The 18,795-nt window shown below is 69.8% G+C and carries 19 protein-coding genes; 6 read left to right on the forward strand and 13 right to left on the reverse strand.

Annotated features, from left to right (window positions below):
* Nucleotides 1-131 precede the first annotated feature (131 nt).
* Entirely contained in the window at nucleotides 132-743 is a 612-nt protein-coding gene (locus tag H0B56_RS03100) for a 2OG-Fe(II) oxygenase family protein (RefSeq protein ID WP_180891378.1), read from the forward strand.
* Nucleotides 744-820: 77 nt separating this feature from the next.
* Here H0B56_RS03100 and H0B56_RS23400 read toward each other — a convergent pair whose 3' ends face one another.
* The 4 genes from H0B56_RS23400 to H0B56_RS03120 form a co-directional block, all read right to left on the reverse strand.
* Nucleotides 821-3,877, reverse strand: coding sequence for a cell wall-binding repeat-containing protein (locus H0B56_RS23400; RefSeq protein ID WP_180891379.1), 3,057 nt, complete (start codon nucleotides 3,875-3,877; stop codon nucleotides 821-823).
* 119 nt (nucleotides 3,878-3,996) lie between these two features.
* Nucleotides 3,997-4,635, reverse strand: coding sequence for an LppA family lipoprotein (locus H0B56_RS03110; protein ID WP_180891380.1), 639 nt, complete (start codon nucleotides 4,633-4,635; stop codon nucleotides 3,997-3,999).
* On the reverse strand, nucleotides 4,632-6,290 hold the full coding sequence (locus H0B56_RS03115) for an alpha/beta hydrolase (RefSeq protein ID WP_180891381.1): 1,659 nt from the start codon (nucleotides 6,288-6,290) through the stop codon (nucleotides 4,632-4,634). The genes H0B56_RS03110 and H0B56_RS03115 overlap by 4 nt, the downstream gene beginning before the upstream one ends.
* Nucleotides 6,287-6,604 carry a hypothetical protein gene (locus H0B56_RS03120; RefSeq protein ID WP_180891382.1) on the reverse strand — a complete coding sequence of 106 codons (318 nt, stop codon included), beginning with the start codon at nucleotides 6,602-6,604 and terminating at the stop codon, nucleotides 6,287-6,289. The genes H0B56_RS03115 and H0B56_RS03120 overlap by 4 nt, the downstream gene beginning before the upstream one ends.
* A gap of 186 nt (nucleotides 6,605-6,790) precedes the next feature.
* On the opposite strand from H0B56_RS03120, the gene H0B56_RS03125 reads away from it, so the two are divergent.
* A complete protein-coding gene (locus tag H0B56_RS03125) occupies nucleotides 6,791-7,147 on the forward strand; it encodes a GntR family transcriptional regulator (RefSeq protein WP_180891383.1) in 357 nt (118 codons plus the stop codon).
* Between the two features lie 3 nt (nucleotides 7,148-7,150).
* On the opposite strand, the gene H0B56_RS03130 is transcribed toward H0B56_RS03125, so the two are convergent.
* Genes H0B56_RS03130 through H0B56_RS03145 form a run of 4 tightly spaced genes read right to left on the reverse strand, consistent with a single transcriptional unit; the run spans nucleotide 7,151 to nucleotide 10,166 of the window.
* Nucleotides 7,151-7,537 (reverse strand): VOC family protein, encoded by a 387-nt coding sequence (locus H0B56_RS03130; protein ID WP_180891384.1) that lies wholly within the window; start codon nucleotides 7,535-7,537, stop codon nucleotides 7,151-7,153.
* A gap of 57 nt (nucleotides 7,538-7,594) precedes the next feature.
* Entirely contained in the window at nucleotides 7,595-8,059 is a 465-nt protein-coding gene (locus H0B56_RS03135) for an SRPBCC family protein (RefSeq protein WP_180891385.1), read from the reverse strand.
* 9 nt (nucleotides 8,060-8,068) lie between these two features.
* On the reverse strand, nucleotides 8,069-8,911 hold the full coding sequence (locus H0B56_RS03140; protein WP_180891386.1) for a phosphoenolpyruvate hydrolase family protein: 843 nt from the start codon (nucleotides 8,909-8,911) through the stop codon (nucleotides 8,069-8,071).
* Between the two features lies 1 nt (nucleotide 8,912).
* Nucleotides 8,913-10,166 carry a Tm-1-like ATP-binding domain-containing protein gene (locus tag H0B56_RS03145; protein WP_219632103.1) on the reverse strand — a complete coding sequence of 418 codons (1,254 nt, stop codon included), beginning with the start codon at nucleotides 10,164-10,166 and terminating at the stop codon, nucleotides 8,913-8,915.
* 168 nt (nucleotides 10,167-10,334) lie between these two features.
* Here H0B56_RS03145 and H0B56_RS03150 point away from each other — a divergent pair, with 168 nt between their 5' ends.
* Nucleotides 10,335-10,604, forward strand: coding sequence for a GlsB/YeaQ/YmgE family stress response membrane protein (locus H0B56_RS03150; protein WP_180891388.1), 270 nt, complete (start codon nucleotides 10,335-10,337; stop codon nucleotides 10,602-10,604).
* 582 nt (nucleotides 10,605-11,186) lie between these two features.
* Nucleotides 11,187-11,843 (forward strand): methyltransferase domain-containing protein, encoded by a 657-nt coding sequence (locus tag H0B56_RS03155; RefSeq protein ID WP_180891389.1) that lies wholly within the window; start codon nucleotides 11,187-11,189, stop codon nucleotides 11,841-11,843.
* Nucleotides 11,844-11,915: 72 nt separating this feature from the next.
* Here H0B56_RS03155 and H0B56_RS03160 read toward each other — a convergent pair whose 3' ends face one another.
* Nucleotides 11,916-12,170, reverse strand: a complete 255-nt coding sequence (locus tag H0B56_RS03160) for a hypothetical protein (RefSeq protein ID WP_180891390.1) — start codon at nucleotides 12,168-12,170, stop codon at nucleotides 11,916-11,918.
* Nucleotides 12,171-12,283: 113 nt separating this feature from the next.
* Here H0B56_RS03160 and H0B56_RS03165 point away from each other — a divergent pair, with 113 nt between their 5' ends.
* Together H0B56_RS03165 and H0B56_RS03170 are read left to right on the forward strand one after the other, a co-directional pair.
* Nucleotides 12,284-13,687, forward strand: coding sequence for an aminotransferase-like domain-containing protein (locus H0B56_RS03165; RefSeq protein WP_180891391.1), 1,404 nt, complete (start codon nucleotides 12,284-12,286; stop codon nucleotides 13,685-13,687).
* Nucleotides 13,688-13,788: 101 nt separating this feature from the next.
* Entirely contained in the window at nucleotides 13,789-14,571 is a 783-nt protein-coding gene (locus H0B56_RS03170; protein WP_180891392.1) for a TIGR01458 family HAD-type hydrolase, read from the forward strand.
* 41 nt (nucleotides 14,572-14,612) lie between these two features.
* Here the strand turns inward: H0B56_RS03170 and H0B56_RS03175 are convergent, their stop codons facing one another.
* Genes H0B56_RS03175 through H0B56_RS03190 form a run of 4 tightly spaced genes read right to left on the reverse strand, consistent with a single transcriptional unit; the run spans nucleotide 14,613 to nucleotide 18,772 of the window.
* On the reverse strand, nucleotides 14,613-15,362 hold the full coding sequence (locus H0B56_RS03175) for a LytR/AlgR family response regulator transcription factor (protein WP_180891393.1): 750 nt from the start codon (nucleotides 15,360-15,362) through the stop codon (nucleotides 14,613-14,615).
* Nucleotides 15,363-15,366: 4 nt separating this feature from the next.
* On the reverse strand, nucleotides 15,367-16,710 hold the full coding sequence (locus H0B56_RS03180) for a sensor histidine kinase (protein ID WP_246360785.1): 1,344 nt from the start codon (nucleotides 16,708-16,710) through the stop codon (nucleotides 15,367-15,369).
* Nucleotides 16,707-18,401, reverse strand: a complete 1,695-nt coding sequence (locus H0B56_RS03185) for a solute symporter family protein (RefSeq protein WP_180891394.1) — start codon at nucleotides 18,399-18,401, stop codon at nucleotides 16,707-16,709. Before H0B56_RS03185 ends, H0B56_RS03180 begins: the two co-directional genes overlap by 4 nt.
* On the reverse strand, nucleotides 18,398-18,772 hold the full coding sequence (locus tag H0B56_RS03190) for a hypothetical protein (protein WP_343063730.1): 375 nt from the start codon (nucleotides 18,770-18,772) through the stop codon (nucleotides 18,398-18,400). Before H0B56_RS03190 ends, H0B56_RS03185 begins: the two co-directional genes overlap by 4 nt.
* Nucleotides 18,773-18,795: the final 23 nt, after the last annotated feature.

Genomic DNA, 18,795 nt, shown 5'->3' on the forward strand with positions numbered 1-18,795 from the left:
GGCAGCGGCGGCAGGAGGCTTCGGCAACACGCTTCGGCGGCTACCGCGTGTCCGAGACGTCGGCGGGGCCGGTGGGCCTCCGGGTCGTTGACCGGCCTAACGCGATCGCCTGACCTGGCACCATCGTCACTATGAGGGCGCTGCACCCGGAGCTGGATCTCGGGCCGCCGCTTCGCCAGGCGGCGTGGTCCGGTGGCGTGTTCGTGCCGCATGCCCTGAGGGAGCCGTTCCGTGAGGTGCTGGTCCGCGAGGTCGGGGACGCGCCGTTCGAGGAGATGCCGGACCACGTCGGTGCCTACGGTGTGCGCCAGCAGGGCGGGCAGTTCTTCGTGTACGGCGACGACATCACCGGCTGGCCCGCGATCGACCGGCTACGCCGCGAGCTCGTCCGGGTCGTAGGCGAGCATGGCGGGGATATCGGCGGCGCCGCCGCGTGGGAGCCGAACGAGGCGGCCGCGCAGCGCTACCGGGCCGGTGCGGGCGGCATCGGGGTGCATCGTGACGGCAAGCGGTATCGCCTGCTGGTGGCGATCTTCACGGTGGAAGGTTCGGCGCCGCTCGCTCTCTGCACCGACCGGGACGGCACGGTGGCACGCGAGTGGCGCACCACACCGGGGAGCCTGACCGTGCTGCGCGGCCCCGGCCTGGGCGGCACTGCGGACGGGCGCCCGCTGCACCGCGTCAGCGGCCCGGCCGAGACACGACGGATCTCGCTGACGTTCCGCATGAGCGATCGTCACTGATCCCGGCGCGGCACGTGCAGCGGCCGAGTAGCCCTTCCCTGTGTACGGCGTGGCGGTGGCCGGGGAGGCAGACGCCGTCAGCCCAGATCGGCGCACGCGACCCGGGAACCACCGTGCCGCAGCGCGACCGAACCCGGGGCCTCGGCGCTGGAGTACACGGTCCGGTCGGCGATGGCGACCCCGTGCGCGTCCGCGGTCACCTCGGCGCCGAGCTCCTCGCCGCCGTCGAACGTCAGCGGCCGCGAATCCGCGTCGCAGGAGCGGCGCTGCACCGTCGCCGTGTACGTCTCGCCCGGGTCCAGCCCACTCGCCCGCAGGCGCAGCGTGGTCGCCCCGGTCACGGCCCGCTGCACCTCGGCGGAGCCGGTCGCCTCGCCGTGCATGCGTGCGTGCCACAACGGTGCGCCGCTGCTGCGGTCGCCACGGGCATCGCCGGGTGAAGCGCCGTAGTGGTCCTCCAGGTCCCTGGTGACACCGGAGCCGACCTGCGAGGTGTCGCCGAGGATGCGCACCTGTTCCAGGATGTCTGCGACCGTGGCACCACCCTCGGGGTGGTTCGGTGTCCCGTTCAGCCACGTTTCCGTGGGGGTGCCGCCGATACCGTCGCCTGCCAGCAACATGACACCTTCGTCCACGGCGGCTGCCGAACCGGCGGCGCCGGTCGCGGCGTCGTCCCCGCCCGCCAGCCACAGCTCGGTCGGGTCGGCACCGGCCTGGAGGGCGAACCGGGCCACGTTCAGGGAGATCTCGTAGCGGTCGGAGCCGCCGATACGCTCGACGTCGTCGAGCCGGGTCGACAGGTCGTCGACCACCCCGTCGCTGACCGCGCCGCTACCGCCGACCACGTCGACGGCCTCGATGTCGCCCCTGGCGAGCACATCGCCGGTCGGTCCGGGCAGCGAGTCCCGCCCGGACAGCAGGATCGGCCGTTCCAGCAGCGCGGCCACGGAACCGACGGTGCCGGCATCGCGCCAGTCGTCGCGCGCGACGACGAAGGCGTCGGTTGCTGTCATGCTGCTCGCGATCTCCGCGGCGGTCCCTGCGGGGCCCGACCCACCCAGGCGCTGGATGTCGTCCCCGCCGAAACCCATCCGGCGCAGGTCCGCGGCCAGTCGCGGGGACAGCGACTCCCGGTCGCCGACCAGCACGGCCGACGTCGCCCCCAGCCGTTCGATCTCCTCGGCGGTTCCGGCGTCGAGCCGGTCTCCGGAGGTGAGCAGCACCGGCCCGCCTCGCGCGTGGGCCAGTGGTGCGGCGGCCAGTGCCTCGGCCGGTTCCTCGGCAGCGGCGAGCACCACGGTCGGCGCGCCCGTCGGGTATCCCTCCTGGGACGCGAGTACCGAGTCACCCACCGGGCCGCCCTGGGCGAGCCGTTCGAGCGTGGGAGCGGCCGGTTGCCGCCCGTCCGGAGCGGGAAGCGGGTCGAACCAGTCGCATCCGGCCGGGTCGGGGTTGTCGCTCGGGTCGTACTCGATGCAGCCGGCCTCGAGCGCGTTGGTCGACACCGGCGAGTAGGTCGCCTCCCGTTCCCGGCAGCCGGGGAAGGCGGGTAGGTCTTCCTGCACGATCGTCGTGTCGATACCGGAGTAGGTGACCTCGCCCGCGGCCGAGGTGTTCGCGCGGTCACCGGACCGGGCCCAGCAGTTGCCCTGGCCTTCCAGGTCCCAGCCGAAGTCGGCCCCGTTGGGTTGCGTGGTTCCCTGCGCCACGTTGCCCGCCATCCGGTTGCCGCTGTAGGTGTTCCAGTGCGAGGTCTCCTGCGGCGGGCACGGCTGGTCGCCGTCGGGTCCGCAGACGTCGCGCAGGTGCGCGTCGGGGACGGGCTCCTGCTCGCGCAGCTCGGCAGGGACCCAGAGCTGGTAGGTGCCCTGACGCCAGTTGTCGTAGAAGTCGTTGCCGTCGACCCAGTTGAAGTTGCCGCCCGCGATGAACAGGCCGGTCCCCACGGGGAGGGGAACCGCGGGACAGACGGCGCCGTCCTCGTAGTCCCGCTCGTCCAGCGGTCCCGTGCACCGGCCCTGCTGGGCGTGCCGGGCCACGTAGTTGACGTTGTTGCTGTGGAAGAGGTTCTCCTCCCACAGCGCGTGGTTCTGCGGGGTCCCGGGATGGTCGGGGAACAGGCTGTCGGTGGCCAGTCCGGTGGAGTTGTGGTCGAACTCGTTGCGGTAGGCGTGCACCGAGTTCCCGGTCGTCCCGGAGTAGCCGAGTGCGTTGTGGTGGCTGCGGCAGTTGCGGACCTCGGTGGAGAACTCCGGTTGCTCCTGCCGGGAGATCAGTCCGGAACCGGCCAGCACGTTGGGTGAGGCGCCCGGGTAGATGGCCGAGTCGCCGTTGGCCTGGCCCCCGCAGTTCTGGTAGCGCACGAACGACACGAAGCTCAGGAAGCCGTACTCGTGGTTGAAGCTGCCCTCCACCCGGTCGACGGTGGCCCCGCTCGTCTCGATCAGGTAGATGCCGTTGAACTCGAAGTGCTGGGTAGCGAAGTTGCTGAGGTACAGCCCGCTGGTCCGGTCGGCGCGCAGGCCGTTGAGGAAGGTGTCGAACTCACCGTCGACGACCACGTCGTACGGCCGGGTTCCGGTCCCTTCGATCTGCAGGTCACACAGCCTGCTGTCGCAGCCGACCGAGTCGTCCTCGGGGGAGCTGTCGCCGAGGACGGCGACCAGGTTCTCCAGGTGCGGGCAGGTCAGCTGCTCCTCGTAGGTCAGCGCCTCGTCCCCGTGGTCGGTGTCCTCGGCGATGCGCGCGCAGGTTTCGGCGAGGTCGGGCCGGTCAAGCGGCGCACCGTGCCGCTCGGCGCGTGCCTGCCTGCTCGGCTCCTCCCGGTAGACGCCGGGCAGTACCTGGATCCGGGTGCCGGTCTCGCCCTCGTGCTCGACCCAGTTCACCGCCTGCTGGATGTGGTTGAAGCGGCAGCGCTCCAGCAGCCCCAGGTTGCGCTCGCGCACCGGTGCCGGGAGCGCGCGGATGAGGTCGGCGGAGTTCGCCTTGCACACCACGACGGATGGCCCGGTGTCGCGGTAGTCGGGGTAGCCGGTGCGCTCCGGCTCCGTGACGACGCGCTCGTCGTGTGCCGAAGCCGTCCCCGCGATCACGGTGGACAGCGCGACACCGATCGCGAGTACCACCGCCACCGCCCGAGAGTGCCTTCGTGTCGCCCGGAGCGTCGACCACATCCCGGGACCTCCGTCCTCGCTGGTTGCCCGTTGCCCGACGTGGATTCTGCTGTCTCAACGAGCCTGCGGGTGCGAGGTCACTCGCGGTATTGCTCACGTTCTTCTTCGTCCATCTCGCGTCGTTCTTCCTGGGAGATGGGTCTACCGCGTTCCTTGGCGCCAGGCGTTAGGTGGCAGCCGGTGGCGCCGCCAAGGAGCACGTTGGAACCGCGGCCAGATCGGAGGGTGATCTTAGCGCCCGTGTCGTTCATCAGCTCATAAGCCAGGTTGTCGCTTTGTGCGATGTCGATGCTCACCTTGTCGAAGCCGTGCTCTTGGCTGAAGGTTCGTAGGATGGCCTTCGCCTGGGACCAGTCCTCAAGCGAGATACTCGCTTCGGACACCCAGCTTTGTAAGCTACTGCTCTCAGCGTCCCACCCGATCAGGTCGGGAAAATCTCCGCATCCGGGCGTCCTTGTTTCCTCGTGAGTACCCTTCTCCCACGCAGGAAGGTCGAACTTTTCCCGTAGCTCGGCCTGCACCTTGTTGTGTAGTTGCTCGTAGGCTTTGATCGCCTCATCTATGTCGGGTCGTTGGGCGACTTGCTCGTACTGCTCTTCTAGGGTCATGTCGCTCCTGTCGTCGGGATCTCCGGCGGCGCAGCCGGCCAACAGCAGGGCGCAGATCGTGAGTGCGGCCGTGGTGTTCAGTGGCCGGGCGCGAGTTCGGCTGTTCATGGCGCTCCGTGCGGGAATCCGGGGTATTCGTGTTTGGGCTGGTCGATGTAGTTGCTTTCCTGCCCGATCATCGCCGCGGCGGTGTTGTACTCGCTGGTCGACATCCCGTCGTTGGCCTCGGTGTAGCCGGTGTGGCCCGTTACGCCCGGAAGTGGCTCGCCAGTGTCCGGAGTGACAGCGTCATCAGTTGACAGCTCTCGCACCGTAGGATCGTCGCTCGGATAGCCACCGTGCACCATGCCGCCGAGGTCGGCGACGGCATCCTGGTCGGCGGAGAGGTTGAAACGGTCGCCCTCGGGCACTTGCAGGCCCTCGCTGCCGTACCAGCCTGGTGAGCCCTGCGCGATGAACGCATCGGCGGCATCAGTCTGCTTCAGCGCCTCACCCATGGTCGTCGAACCGTAGGAATGGCTGATGCCTGCCAGCCGCTGCGGAGGATCATCAGTGCGGCTGGCCTGGACCCCATCCATGAACTCCGCCAATCGCTCGGCACCGGCGTCGGCCCGCTCCCGTGACAGCACGCTGCCCACGTCCTGGGGAGCGTGATAATCCATCCACACGACCGACGCAGTAGTTTCATCTCGCCGGTTCGGATCTGCACCGAGCATTTCGTCGGCGTGCCGTTGAACTTCACGCACCTCCTCGATGTAGCGACTCATGTTGTCCTCGACAGCCGAGTGCATGCCCGGGGTATACACACCGACGTTGTCGGCGCTGTCCACATTCCCCAGCCCGACAGCCGCTCGTACTCCCTCGCCAGAGGTATCGAATGCCAGCACCTGGCGCCCGCGACCCACCTGATCGTCAAGTGCATCCAGCGCGTCCAGCTTGTTCTCGACCCGTTCGATGCGTTCGTCGTACTCTCGATGCTCGGAGGTCTCGCTCCCGCGCGGTCCACGTTGCAGCTCGCTCCGCTCGGCCCGCAGCTCGTCGAGCCTGGACTGCAACCGCTCACGCTCGTCCGGAATGCGGGCGACGTTGGCCTCGTGGCTGGCGCTGTATGGCACGCCGTCGAGGTTGCCGATCGCGGCGGGTTCGGTGCGGATGAGCTCCTCTCGCTCCTCGGCAGACAGGCCGTGCCACCACTCGCTCACTTGCGCGGGAGCGGTCCCGGGTGGGGGCAATGTCAACCGGTCCTCGTCCCCGTCCTCGTCGGCGAACACGGTCGGCGAGTGCGCGCGCCGCATCGCGGCAGCCAGCTCGGCATCGATCTCCCCGGCCTTGTCCTCGACGGCGGAGATGGCATCGGACAGCTGCCGGGCGGTGTCCTGGCGTAGCTGGGCGAACTCGGGGTCGAGCTGCTCCACCCCGTCCAGGGTGCTCTCCAGCGCCCCGGCATCGGTGATCCGCCAGAAGTAGCGCCGGGCCAGCTCGTCGGCCTCGTCCTGCTCGCGATGCAGGTCGGTGATGGCATCCGCCGCGTCTTGCAGCTGCTTCCACACCGGCTCGGCGGCGTGTGTGACATCGTCGTACTCATCGACCAGCTCACCGCGCTTCGTGCGCGCGGCTCGTGAGGCCTCACCGATCCACTCGCGGGGGTGGGCGCCACCGAGGTCCTCCGCGTGCCGCCGCAGCTGGTCGAGTGCGGCCTTGATGTCGTCGGCCGCGCTCTCCAGGCCCGCGGGATCCCAGTCGCGGATGTCGCCCCAGTTCACACCGGACCACCTGGCCCGGGCGTGTGCAGGCGCAGGTTCTCCGCCGCGGCCTCGTCCTCCTCCTCGTACCGCTCGGCGGCTCGCACCATGTCGTCGCCGTACGAGGACACGCGCCGGCCGAGGTCGCGGAGCACGCCCTCCCAGTGCTCGCTCAGCCGCTCGGCTTCACCGGGGGTCTCGGCACTGCCCGGCATCGCGGCGGCGATGCCCCCTGCGGCCTCGCCCAGCTCGACCTTCGCGGTGGCCTCGCCGACGTCGATGGCCTCCTCGCCACGCCGCTTGATCTCACCGATAACCGCTTCGTAGCCGCCCATGCTGGATCTCCCGAGTCACCGACCAGGCACAGAATGCCACAGGAGTGCCGCGCTCGCTGGTGCTTTCCCGGAAATCGCGCAGCCTTCTTACCAGTGGCGATCTGTGCGCGCGGGCGAGGATCGCGGTTTGTACCAACAGTCGTGTTACCGTCGTGCGACAACCCCTGACCAAGGACCGGCCTGGCCATGAACGTCACCGTGCACGGCGACTCCCCAGTTCCGCCGTTCGAGCAAGTGCGCGCACAACTGGCGCAGCAGATCAACGACGGCACGTTGCCCGTCGGCACCAAGCTGCCCACGGTGCGGGCGCTGGCTGCGGAGCTGGGCATCGCAGCCAACACCGCCGCCCGCGCTTACCGCGAGCTGGAGTCCGCCGGAATGATCGACACGCGGGGACGGTCGGGCACGTTCGTCTCTTCCAGCGGCGACCGCAGCAGGCTCCAGGCCGCCGAGCACGCCGCGGAGTACGCCCGCGCCGTCGACGGTCTCGGTATCGACCGGGAGGAAGCCCTGGCGATCGTCCGGGCCGCGCTCGACGTGTGACGCTCAGCCGGCCTCCATCGCCGCGCGATGCTCCTCGCTGAGCTCGATGATCTGCACGTAGTTACCGTCCGGGTCGATTGCGGTGGCGAACAGGCTGCCGTCGCGATCCTCCAGCCCGGCCAGCCAGGTCGTGCCCGCGGCGTCAAGGCGCTCGACGACCGCGCGAGCGTCGGCCACCTCGAAGTTGAGCAGTACCCGGCCGGGCTCGGGATTGCTGTCGCCGATGTCCTCCCGGCTGTCGATCAGGACGTAGAAGCCACCGAACCCGAGCACGGCGTACTTGTCCTGGTCTGCGTCGACGTCGGGCTCCAGCGCCTGGACGTACCAGGCACGGAGCTTGTCGGGGTTGGTGCTGGCCAGCAGGATGCTGGTGAGCGTGTTCGCCGCCATGAAGGGCCTCCCTGGTTGAGGATTGTCACCAGTACAGACCGCTCCGGTGGCACGAACTCATCGGTGCAGCCCGGTCTGGTGCTCACCGGCCCCGAACTTCTCGGCGAGCGAGGTGATGCCGGTCGCGAACACGCCGTTCGCGAAGGTCTCGGCGAGCTCGGCCTCGTCGGCGGCATCGGCGTCGAAGTGGCACCACCACTCCACGAACGCCTCACCTGTCGCGGTGACCGGCGCGACCCGGATCGTCGCGCGGTAGCTACGGATCGGGAACGGGCTTTCCAGGATGTCGTAGGTATAGCCGCGTTCGGTGTCGTCCAGCCGCACCAGCCGCTCGCGCACGGTGTTCCCGTCGGTCAGCGCCAGCTTGCGCACCGCACCGATCTCGGCGGCTCGCGGTCCCGGCTCGATCTCGCTGCCCGCGATGGCCGGATGCCAGGAGGGCAGGCCGTCGAAGTCGCGCACGACGCCCCAGACGGCGTCGGCATCGGCGGGAACGATTCCACTGGCATAGGCTTTCGGCATCGGCACTCCTCAGTTCTCCGGCTCTGTCCGCAGCTGCTTGAACGACCGTGTCTGTTCGGTAAGGGCCTGCTCGACGGGCAGGCGTTCCATGCTGCTCGCGCCGTAGAAGCCGTGGCAGTATTTGGTACGCGCAAGCACGTAGGCGGCATCGTCCGGCATGGCGATGGGGCCGCCGTGGCACAGCACCAGCACGTCCTCACGCACCTCCCGGGCAGCGGCCGCCCACTCGTCGATGAGCGCGACGCAGTCGTCCAGACCCTTAGCGGTCTCCGCGCCGATGGTTCCGCTCGTGGTCAGTCCCATGTGGCACACCAGCATGTCGGCGCCCGCACGCGTCATCGCGCGCGCATCCTCGGCGGAGAACACGTACGGGGTGGTGAACATGCCTGCCTCGCGTGCCGCGGAGATCATGTCCACTTCGGCCTGGTAGCCCATCCCGGTCTCTTCGAGGTTGGCGCGGAACGTCCCGTCGATCAGCCCGACCGTGGGGAAGTTCTGCACACCGGAGAAGCCCAGCCGCGCCAGCTCGCCGAGGAAGCGGTCGGTGTCCAGGAAGGGGTCGGTGGCGTTGACCCCGGCCAGCACGGGCGTGTGGCGCACGACCGGCAATACCTCCGGGGCCATCTCCACGACGATGTCGTTGGCGTTACCGAATGCGAGCAACCCGGCAAGGGATCCGCGGCCCGCCATCCGGAACCGCCCGGAGTTGTAGATGACGATCAGGTCGATCCCGCCTGCTTCCTCGCACTTGGCGGACAGGCCGGTCCCCGCGCCACCGCCCACGATGGTCTCGCCCCGCGCGGCCATGGCCGAGAATCGGGATATCAGCTCGTCCCTCGGCACCCGTGGCACGTCAGCTCCCCTCTCGCGGCGCGTCGCCGATCTCGTCGAATACGGCCACCAGTTCGGCGGCGAACTCCGGGTCGTTGATGTGGTGCGGTGACCGCAGTACGCGGCGGTCGGTGGTCTGCTCGACCTCGCGCTCCAGGGTGCTGAACAGCACCTCGTCGGCGCGCGGATCGTGGAACGGCTGACCCGGACTGTCCAGAGCGGAGACCCCGCCTTCCGGGAGCAGGAAGCGCACCGGCCCGTCGCAGGCGTTGAGCTTGCCCGCGATGAACGACGCGATCCGCTCGCATTCCTCCGCCGTGGTGCGCATGAGCGTGATCTGCGGGTTGTGCGGGTACAGGTTCCGGTCGGAGTAGCGCTGGGGCACGGTGTCCGGCGCGCCGAAGTTCACCATGTCGAGGGCGCCGCAGGAACCGACGTACGGCACCCGTGTCCTGGCGATCGCGTCCAGGCGGTCCTCACCGGCACTGAGCACGCCGCCCGCGATGAGGTCGCACACCTCGGTGGTGCTGATATCCAGCACGCCGGTGACCAGCCGGTCGTCGACGAGCTTCTCCATGGCCTTGCCGCCGGTACCGGTGGCGTGGAAGACGAGGCAGTCGAACCGGTCCTCGAGCCGCTCGGTCACCGCGTTCACGCACGGCGTCGTCACCCCGAACATCGTCAGCCCGAGCGCGGGCCGGTCGTCGCTGACCGGAACCGGGTGCGCGCAGGCGCCGGCGAGGGCGTGCGCGGCGTTGCCGAGCACCCGGCGCGAGATGCGGTTCAGGCCCGCGACGTCGGTGACCGAGTGCACCATGGTGATGTCGCTGCCCTCGACGTAGCGGGACGTGTCCCCGGAAGCCACGGTGGAGACCATCACCTTCGGGACACCGACGGGCAGTGCCCGCATGGCGGGTGTGATCAGCGCGGTACCACCGGATCCGCCGAGCCCGATGACCCCGTCGACGTCCCCGCGACCGGCGAGGTACCGGCCGAACGCGACGGTCATGGCCGCGACGGCGCTGCCACGGTCGCCGGTGAACACCGCCTCTGCGCCGTCGGGGTGGCAGGCGGCGACCTCGGCAGCGGGCACGTCCGCCTCGGAACGTCCCCCGGTCGGGGCGAGGTCCACGGTGCGGGCCGCTACTCCCGCCGCGGTGATCAGCTCCGCGACGTAGGAGAGCTCGGTGCCTTTGGTGTCGAACGTCCCGACCACGTAGGCGTACCCCACATCGCCTCCTGCGCGCCGTATCTCGACCGTGCGGCGCCATCCCATCACGGAACGCCACGCGGGCGCATCCCCTTCGGTAACGAGACCGCTCGTGATTCCCGATGCCGCGCCTCGCTCACCGGGCGTGTGCGGGCCAGGTCCGCGTTTGCGAGACTGCAGGAGTCATCGCTCGTTCGGTCCGTGCACCTCGACCGGGATGGAAGGACACTGCCAGTGGGAATCATCGGTTGGATCGTTCTGGGACTGATCGCGGGAGCCATCGCGAAGATGCTCATGCCGGGCAAGGACCCTGGCGGGTGCATCATCACGATCCTGCTGGGCATCGGGGGCGCGATGCTCGGCGGATGGATCGGCCAGGCGGCGTTCGACGTCGGTCTCGGGACGTTCTTCGACATCCGTACCTGGGGGCTGGCAATCGCGGGTTCCCTGGCCATCCTGGGTGTGTACCGCTTGCTGATCGGGTCCCGCAGCCGCTACGAGTAGCCCCGGGCGAGGGGCATCACCGGCTCCGGACGGGACCTCGAGAGGCCATGCGGCCGGTGACACGCCGAACGCCCCGGCCGGAGTCGCCGGGGCGAGATCCCGCCGCAGGCGAGGGACACGGGAAGGACGGATGGGGGACGTGACGTCGGGTTCCGGTGGTGCACGCCCGGCGAGAGGGTGGCGGCCGGTCGCCGTCGCGGCGCCGCTCGGCGCGGCCTGGCCCGCACCGACCGCGCTGATCGGCATCTACGCGACGGCAGCACCCACGGGCCAGGGGAGAGCCCAATGTAACGTTCGGCTCCCTCTATGGAACCGAGGTCACCTTGGGCTCCCGGCGAGAATCACCAGCTGGCCCTCGCCGGGCACCTCGTCGTGCCGTAGCGCGTCCCGGGCGGAGGGTCGTGACGCTGGCAGGGGCGGTCGGCGTCCGGTTCTTCGGGGTCCTCGTGGCGGGATCGTAATGCTCTGTCATCGGTAGGATGCACGCGCAAGGGGCAGAATCATCTGCCGTGCGCGAAGTTTCCGCGCGAGGGGACGGTGTCGCAGTCGCGTGCCCGCTCGGGCCGCCTAGGATGCCTGCTTGTGACTGAGCCCGGCTTCGTGCGGCGCACGCGGTGGTCCTATGACACTGCCGCCGATGACTACGCTGAGTGGATCCGTGACGAATTGGCGGTCAAGCCGTTGGACCGCGCTGTGCTCGGTGGGTTCGCCGAGCTCGTGCAGACCGTGGGCGGACCGGTGGCCGACGTCGGGTGTGGCCCGGAACGTGTGACCGCACATCTGGACAGTCTTGGCCTGTCGGTGTTCGGCATGGATCTGTCGCCGGGGATGATCGCTGTGGCGCGAAGGAGATACCCGGCACTGCGCTTCGACGAAGGATCGATGCTGACTCTGGATCACGAAGACGGTGCGCTCGGTGGCATCGTGGCCTGGTACTCGATCATTCATCTCCCGGACGAGTGCCTGCCGGGCGTCTTCGCCGAGTTCCGTCGAGTCTTGGCTCCCGGCGGCTACGTCCAGCTCGCGTTCCAGGTGGGCGACGAGATCAAACATCGAACCGAGGCCGCGGGCCACGAGATCTCGCTCGACTTCTACCGACGGCGGCCGGAGCACGTCGCCGAACTTCTGAGCCGGGCCGGGTTGACCGTCCGGGCTCGACTTCTGCGCGAGCCCGATGACGACGGAGACTTCCCCGAAGAGACACCACAGGGATTCGTGCTGGCCAGGAAACCGGTCTAGACGTACTCGGGCCGTGAGGCCGGTAGCGGCGGTGTGTGTTCACGTAGGGAGAGCGTTCGTTCGGGGGCGCGGCTACCGGTGGCCGCCGACGTCCACCTGCCCCGGCTCACGAGTACCGCCCGGCTGCTGCTCAGGGACCTCGGCAGCGGGCTGATGTGCCTGCTCGGATCCCGCCGCGGGTGGCTGCTCGTCGGCGTGCACGAGCGTGCCGCAGAAGCAACGCAGCACGACGCAGGGGTCGGCTGTGCCGCCCCATGCGATGCGCACGATGCGCCGCGTTCCCAGCAGCATCCGGTTGCGGCAGGTAGGGCAGTAGGGAGCGAACATCGGTGGTGCACCTCCAAGGTCCCCCCACAGCATGACCACCATCGCTTGCCAGATCACGATCCAATCGATCATTATTGGCATGTAAATTCACATACCAATTGGAGTTCCGTGTCATGAACAGCGAGGAACTCAGCTCGGTACTGGCAGGCTGGACGGATGCCGACCACGGGACGCTGGCACAGCGACTCGCGCACGCCGTCCGGCGCCGTGTGCAGTCAGGGGTGCTGTCCGACGGCACGTTGCTGCCTGCCGAGCGGGCGATCGCGGCGGCCCTGGCGATCAGCCGCTCGACGGTGACAGCCGCGCTCGACGAGCTACGCGCCGAAGGTCTGGTGGAGTCGCGCCAGGGCAGCGGCACCAGGGTGTGCAACCGGTACGCCCCGGCCATCACCGGCACCAGGATCGCGGAGCACTTCTCCACCGCGCAGGGCATCGATCTGGCGGCGGGCAACCCGCTGGACGCGGCGCATCTACCCCCGCTGCAGGTCGATGTCGCCACCCTGCTTGCGGGCGGTGGGCCCGGTGTGCAACCGCTCGGGCTGCCGGCCCTGCGCGCCGCCCTGGCCGATCACGACAGCGAGCGGGGCAGGCCCACCACCCCGGACCAGGTTCATGTCACCGCGGGCGGCCACCAGGCCGTATCGCTGGCCTTGGGAGCGGTAGCCACCCGGAACACGCCCGTGGTCGTCGAGGACACCAGCTATCCCGGGGTCTTCGACATCATCGACTCGCTCGGAGCCCGCCCGGTCCCTGTGCGTACCGACGGCGCGGGACTGGTTCCGGAGGAACTCGACCGCGCCCTCACCGAGCACCGGCCGGTCGCGCTCTACACGCAGAACGGGCCGCACAACCCCACCGGATTCGTGCCGACGCCGGAGCGGCTGCGCGCGCTGGCGGCGGTGTGCGACCGGCACGAGACGACCGTCGTGGAGGATCGCGCGCTGGCCGAGCTCGCCTTCGCGGGGCCCATGCCCGTCGAGCTGGCCGACCTGTGTCGCCGTGCCACGGTCGTCAGCGCGGGTTCGTTCAGCAAGGTCGCCTGGGGCGGGCTGCGCGTCGGGTGGTTGCGCGCCCCGGAGCCCTTCATCGAGCGGACCATGTACCTGCGGCTGGCGAACGATCTCGGCCCGTCCGTTCCCTCGCAGCTCCTCGTCATCCAGCTGCTCCCGCAGCTCGACGAGCTCGCCGCCCGGCGGCGCGCGGGCCTGAGCGAGAGCGTCGATCGGGCCGTGGAGTACCTGCGTACCGAGCTCCCGGACTGGACCGTCACCGAGCCGGCGGGCGGGTCGGTGCTGTGGGCCGCGCTGCCGGTGGCCGACACCGGTTCCTACGTCCCGCTGGCCGCCCGCCATGGGGTGCACGTCGCCCCGGGCAGCATCGCCGTGCCCTCCCGCGCCCCGAGCTCCCGGATCCGGATCTGCGTGGATCGTCCGTGGGACACCGTGCAGGACGGCATCCGGCGGCTCCGTCTCGCCTGGCGGGAGCTCGTCAGCACCGAGCAACGGGTGCTCGGCTGAGCCGTCCGCTCGGTCCGGTCGGTGTGCGGAGCCGGGCGCGAACGGGCACGCTGTCTGGGTAGGAACGGGTGTGAGCCAGCCGGTGGTGGAGGTGACCGGACATGTCCGCTGCAACGGTCCGCGCCGTACTGCTCGATATCGAAGGGACGGTGTACTCCGGGGACGGGCTCGTGCCCGGGGCCGCCGAGGCCCTGGCATGGCTGCGGGAGCGGGACATCCCGGTGCGGTTCGTGACCAACATCGACTCGCGGTCGCCTGCGACCATCGTGGACCAGCTCGTCGACTTCGGACTCGACGTCTCGGAGAGCGAGGTCTTCACACCGATCGCCGCGGCACGGGCCGCGCTCGACGGTGACCACCGGGCGAGGGTGTACCCGCTGGTCAACGTCGCCGTGCACGGGTTGCTGGGCGGGCTGGTGACGTCCCCTCCGTATACGCACGTCCTCGTCGGCGACTGCCGGGAGGTGCTCAGCTACGAGGCACTCGACGAGGCGTTCCGCGCGGTGCGGGACGGGGCCGAGCTGGTCGCGCTGCAGCGGTCCCGGTACTACAAGCGCGCCGACGGTGACCACATCGACGCGGGCGCGATCGTCGCCGCGCTCGAGCACGCCACCGGCACGCAGGCGCGGGTGCTGGGCAAACCGTCGACCGAGTTCTTCGCTCTCGCTGCGGCCTCCGCGGGCGTCGACGTGAGCCAGTGCCTCGTCCTCGGCGACGACGCACTCAGCGATGTCGCCGGGGGCCGCGCCGCCGGTGCGCGGTCCGTGCAGGTGCGCACGGGTAAGTTCGCCGACCAGCACGCAGACGGAGTGGTCGACTCCACGGGGGAGTTCATCGACTCGATCGCCCAGCTCCCCGGTCTGATCGGCGGCCTCCACGGGTGACCCGCCGTGCCGCACCATCGTGGGCGTCATTCAGCACACGCCTACATGCCGAGGAGGCGGCGTAGTTCGCGGGCCTGGCGGCGGGAGACCTCGACCTTGCTGTGCTGGTGGTCGTTCATCACCAGCACGAGGGCGCCCTTGAAGTCGGGCACGAGCTCCTTGATGTGGTCCAGGTTGACCAGGTACGAACGGTGCGCCCGGAAGAAGTGCCCGCGGAGCCTGCGTTCGAGTTCGTTGAGCGAGAGGCTCACCAGCACGCGTTCCTGCGCGAGCTGCAGGTACGAGTAACCGCGTGCCGCGCTGGCGTAGACGATCGACGACTGGTCGATCAGTACGGTCCGGTCGCCACGCTGCACCGGGATGCGCCCCAGCGCGTCGCCCTGCCAGCCGCCACCGGTAGCGGGTTGCTGCGGCTCGCTCTCGTCCGGGGCGCCGGACAGGGCGCGTTCCAGTGCCCTGCCGAGGCGTTCCGCGTCGAAGGGTTTGACCAGGTAGTCGACAGCTTCCAGGTCGAACGCCTCGACGGCGTGGTCCGGGTAGGCGGTGGTAAAGATGATCTTCGGTCGGTGTGTCGCCTCGCGTAGCGCCGCCGCGACCTCGAGGCCGGTTCCGCCCGGCATCCGCACGTCCAGCAGCACCACGTCGTAGTGCAGCGAGCGCAGCAGCGTCAGCGCCTCCTCGGCGTTGGTTGCCTCGCCCACGACCTGGACGTGCTCGAAGGTGTCCAGCAGGTACCGCAACTCGGCCCGTGCGGGAGCCTCGTCGTCGACGATGAGACAGCGAGCGCGCATCGGCCTACCCTAAGGGGATCCGCAGGTCGACAACAGTGCCTTGCCCGGCGGTCGAGCGGACGTCGAAGCGGTATCGCTCCCCGAACAACGTGTCGAGCCGTTCGGAGATGTTGCGCAGCCCGATGCCACCTTCGGCCGTGACATCGCCCGAGACGATCTTCTCGAGCTCATCGTCCTCGATACCGACTCCGTCGTCGGACACCTGGATCGTGGTGGTCCGGGTCAGCGGGTCGACGCGCGCCTTCAACGTCACCGTCCCTCCGTCCACCTTGTTCGCCAGCCCGTGCTTGACGGCGTTCTCCACGAGCGGCTGGATGGTCAGCACCGGTACGTTGGTGGTCAGTACCTGGGGGTCGACGTCGTAGCGTACCCGCAAGCGATCCCCGTAGCGTGCCTGCTCGAGCGAGAGGTAGGTGCGGACGAAGAAGTACTCCTGGCCGAACTCGGCGAAGTGCCCGTCCTGCCGGACCGCGTAGCGGAAGAAGTCGGACAGTCGCAGCAGGAGCTGGCGGGCCTCCTCGGGATCGGTGCGGGCCTTGGACGCGATCGTGTTCAGCGTGTTGAACAGGAAGTGCGGGTTGATCTGGGCACGCAGCGCGTCGAGTTTGGCATCCACCGCGAGTTTGCGTTCCCGGTCGAGCTCGGCCAGCTCGAGGTGCAGTGACAGGATCCCCGCCATGCCTTCGACCAGCCCGCGCGGCGGTGGGGTCTCGTCCAGCCGGTACACCTTCAAGGCACCGACCACCCGCTTGCCGATCGCCAGCGGCGCGACCACTGCCGTCTGCAGCGGGCAGCTCGGCTCCGGGCAGCCGAGCTTGGCGCGGTGCCGCACCACCACCGTCTTCGCGCGGTCGAGGACCTTGGCCGATATGTCGGTGCGCGGCGGGTCCCCGACGGTGTGGTGGTCCGAACCGGGGCCGAGGAACGCGAGCACCTTGTGCCGGTCGGTTATCGCCACCGAGTCGCCGCCGAGCAGGGGGTGGAGCAGCTGGGCGGTGCGCTGCGCGGCCTCGGAGGTCAGGCCGGAACGCAGCGGGATGGACCTGCCGACGGCGGCGATGGTCTGCCCGGGCCGGGTGATCGCGCCTTGCTTGCCCTGCTGTCGCGTGGCCAGCCGCGCGCCGCGCGGCCCGCGCAGCGCCGAGGGGTACCCGATCGTCAGCAGCAGCGTCAGACCCACGCCGATCAGCAGCGTGGTGCCGACGCCGAGCGGTGGGGCGGCGATGACCTGCGTGATCAGGTAGACCAGCCCCCAGGCCAAGGCGAGCGCGGCAGCGAGCGGGAGACTGCCGTTGCGCAGGGCGCCGCCGGCCCGGCGCGCGGCGGGCGCCCGGTTCACCCCGCTCATGGTTCCTCCTTCGACCGCCCGGTCACGCCAGTGATGGTAAGCCTGGCCAGGCGCAGCGTATGCCGGTCGGCGGCGGTGCCGTGCAGCTTGAGCCACAGCCGGTCCAGCTCGGCGGGGGTGGTGGTGAAGCGGGAGACGACCACGGTGACCACCGCCGACAGCGGTGCGGCCACGATGGTCGGGGTGAGCAGCATCTCGCTGAGTCCCGCGTCGCCGTAGACGGTGCCGAGGGCGAACATGGTGATCGCTGTGACCGCACCGGTGATCATGCCGGCGATCGCGGCGGGCGCGGTGGTGCGTCGCCACCAGATGGTCAGGATGAACACCGGGGTCAGCGCGGACCCGGCGAGCGCGAATGCCCAGGTCACCATGGTGGCCACGATCGACGGCAGCAGTGCGGTCAGCGAGTCGGGCCGCAGGCCGACCGCGACAGCCGCGGAGAGCACCGCGACGAGCACGACCGCGCCACGGCCGGCCCACACTGCCTGCCGTTGCGAGGCGTGCGGGTTGATGTGCCGCTCGTAGACGTCGTGCCCCCAGGACGCGGCCGAGGCCAGCAGGAGCCCCGCGATGGTGGACATGACCGCGATCAGCGCGCCGCTTGCGATGAACCCGAGCCCGATCTCCCCGCCGTACACCCGGCCGAGGACGAGCAGCGCGTGCTCGGGCACCTTCAGCACACCGCCGACGGTCAGTTCCTCCATCCAGGCGTGCTCGGCTGCGGCATCGGGGATGAGCGAGCGTGCGGCCGTGCCGAGCAGCACGGCCAGCGCGTAGAACAGGCTGGCCAGGCCGAGCACCCATACCGTCGTCATGCGGGCGGCCAGGCCGGTGGGGCTGGTGAAGTACCGGTTCATGATGTGCGGCAGGCCCGCTGTGCCCATGATGAGGGTGATGATCAGTGCGAACTGCCCGAGGCTGCCGTAGCGGGCGCCGGGCTCACCGAAGGTGGCCGGGTCCTCGCCGTCGATGCGGTCCCGCTCGGTTTCCAGGTGCCACTGCCCCTCTTCGGTGGCCGTCGGGTTGGTCAGCGGCTGTTCGTTGAGCCGGTCGACGGCCTCGGGGTAGTGGAAGCCCGAGCCGATCGCGGCGACGGTCAGCCAGATGAACGCGCACAGCAGCACGAGGAACTGCACAGCCTGCGTCCAGGTGGTGCCGCGCATCCCGCCGAGCGCGACGAGCGCGGTGATGGCGGCGGTCGACACGGCCACCCCGGTCGCGTACGGGCTCAGCCCGGCCATGCCGTGCCCGACGAGCAGCTCCCAGGTGATCCCGCTACCGACGGCCTGTGGCACCAGGTAGGACAGGATGATCAGCTGCACGACGCAGACGGCGGTCAGCCGTACCCGGTCCGAGGTGAGCCTGCGCCCCAGGAAGTCGGGGATGGAGAACTCCCCGAACCGCCGCAACGGCGCCGCCACGAACAGCAGCACGGGGATGAAGCCCGCCGCGAACCCCGTCGCGTACCAGACGCCGTCGAGACCGGAGACGTACACGGCAGCGGCGACCCCAAGGAACGAGGCCGCCGAGAAGTAGTCGCCGCAGATGGCGCAGGCGTTGGTGACGACCCCGACGCGCCTGCCAGCCAGGTAGAAGTCCAGAGTGGACGCACCGCGCGGCTGGAGCACCAGCGCGATGCCGAGCACGACGAGTAGCAGGGCTGCCAGCCCGATGATGCTCGCCGTGATCATGGTGCGTCGCCCCGCTGTTCCGGGTGGTCCCGTTCGGGGCCGCCGAGCATGCGGTCCTCGACGGCGTTGGCGAGGGTGGCCGCGGCGACGGCCAGTACGAAGAAGAAGACGTAGAGCCCGAACGCGGCCATCACGAAGCTGGGGCTCATGCCGCCGACGAGCCGCCCCTGGGACCACCAGTCCAGCGCGAGCGTCAACCCGGGGACGGCGGCGACCACGACCACGAAGAGCGCGAAGTAGCCGAACGCGGCCCGCCGCAGCGTGCGGAACGTCGCGTCGACCTCGGCCGGCATGTCGTACTCGTCGGTGAGTTCGAATCCTGCCGGGTCACGGTCCTCGGGCGGCGGCGAGCCAGCATCGGATGGTGGCACGGCCGGAACCATACGGCAGCCCT

Origin of the sequence: Haloechinothrix aidingensis, from assembly GCF_013450155.1 — a bacterium.
GTDB lineage: Bacteria > Actinomycetota > Actinomycetes > Mycobacteriales > Pseudonocardiaceae > Haloechinothrix > Haloechinothrix aidingensis.

What these genes read in the sequence shown, in the direction of transcription:
- H0B56_RS03135 (WP_180891385.1), bottom strand. Translation starts at nt 8,059, where the DNA reads ATGCCGAAAGCCTATGCCAGTGGAATCGTTCCCGCCGATGCCGACGCC.
- H0B56_RS03165 (WP_180891391.1), top strand. Translation starts at nt 12,284, where the DNA reads ATGAACAGCGAGGAACTCAGCTCGGTACTGGCAGGCTGGACGGATGCC.
- H0B56_RS03145 (WP_219632103.1), bottom strand. Translation starts at nt 10,166, where the DNA reads ATGGGATGGCGCCGCACGGTCGAGATACGGCGCGCAGGAGGCGATGTG.
- H0B56_RS03160 (WP_180891390.1), bottom strand. Translation starts at nt 12,170, where the DNA reads ATGTTCGCTCCCTACTGCCCTACCTGCCGCAACCGGATGCTGCTGGGA.
- H0B56_RS03120 (WP_180891382.1), bottom strand. Translation starts at nt 6,604, where the DNA reads ATGGGCGGCTACGAAGCGGTTATCGGTGAGATCAAGCGGCGTGGCGAG.
- H0B56_RS03180 (WP_246360785.1), bottom strand. Translation starts at nt 16,710, where the DNA reads ATGAGCGGGGTGAACCGGGCGCCCGCCGCGCGCCGGGCCGGCGGCGCC.
- H0B56_RS03125 (WP_180891383.1), top strand. Translation starts at nt 6,791, where the DNA reads ATGAACGTCACCGTGCACGGCGACTCCCCAGTTCCGCCGTTCGAGCAA.
- H0B56_RS03100 (WP_180891378.1), top strand. Translation starts at nt 132, where the DNA reads ATGAGGGCGCTGCACCCGGAGCTGGATCTCGGGCCGCCGCTTCGCCAG.
- H0B56_RS03170 (WP_180891392.1), top strand. Translation starts at nt 13,789, where the DNA reads ATGTCCGCTGCAACGGTCCGCGCCGTACTGCTCGATATCGAAGGGACG.
- H0B56_RS03110 (WP_180891380.1), bottom strand. Translation starts at nt 4,635, where the DNA reads ATGAACAGCCGAACTCGCGCCCGGCCACTGAACACCACGGCCGCACTC.
- H0B56_RS03185 (WP_180891394.1), bottom strand. Translation starts at nt 18,401, where the DNA reads ATGATCACGGCGAGCATCATCGGGCTGGCAGCCCTGCTACTCGTCGTG.
- H0B56_RS03175 (WP_180891393.1), bottom strand. Translation starts at nt 15,362, where the DNA reads ATGCGCGCTCGCTGTCTCATCGTCGACGACGAGGCTCCCGCACGGGCC.
- H0B56_RS03130 (WP_180891384.1), bottom strand. Translation starts at nt 7,537, where the DNA reads ATGGCGGCGAACACGCTCACCAGCATCCTGCTGGCCAGCACCAACCCC.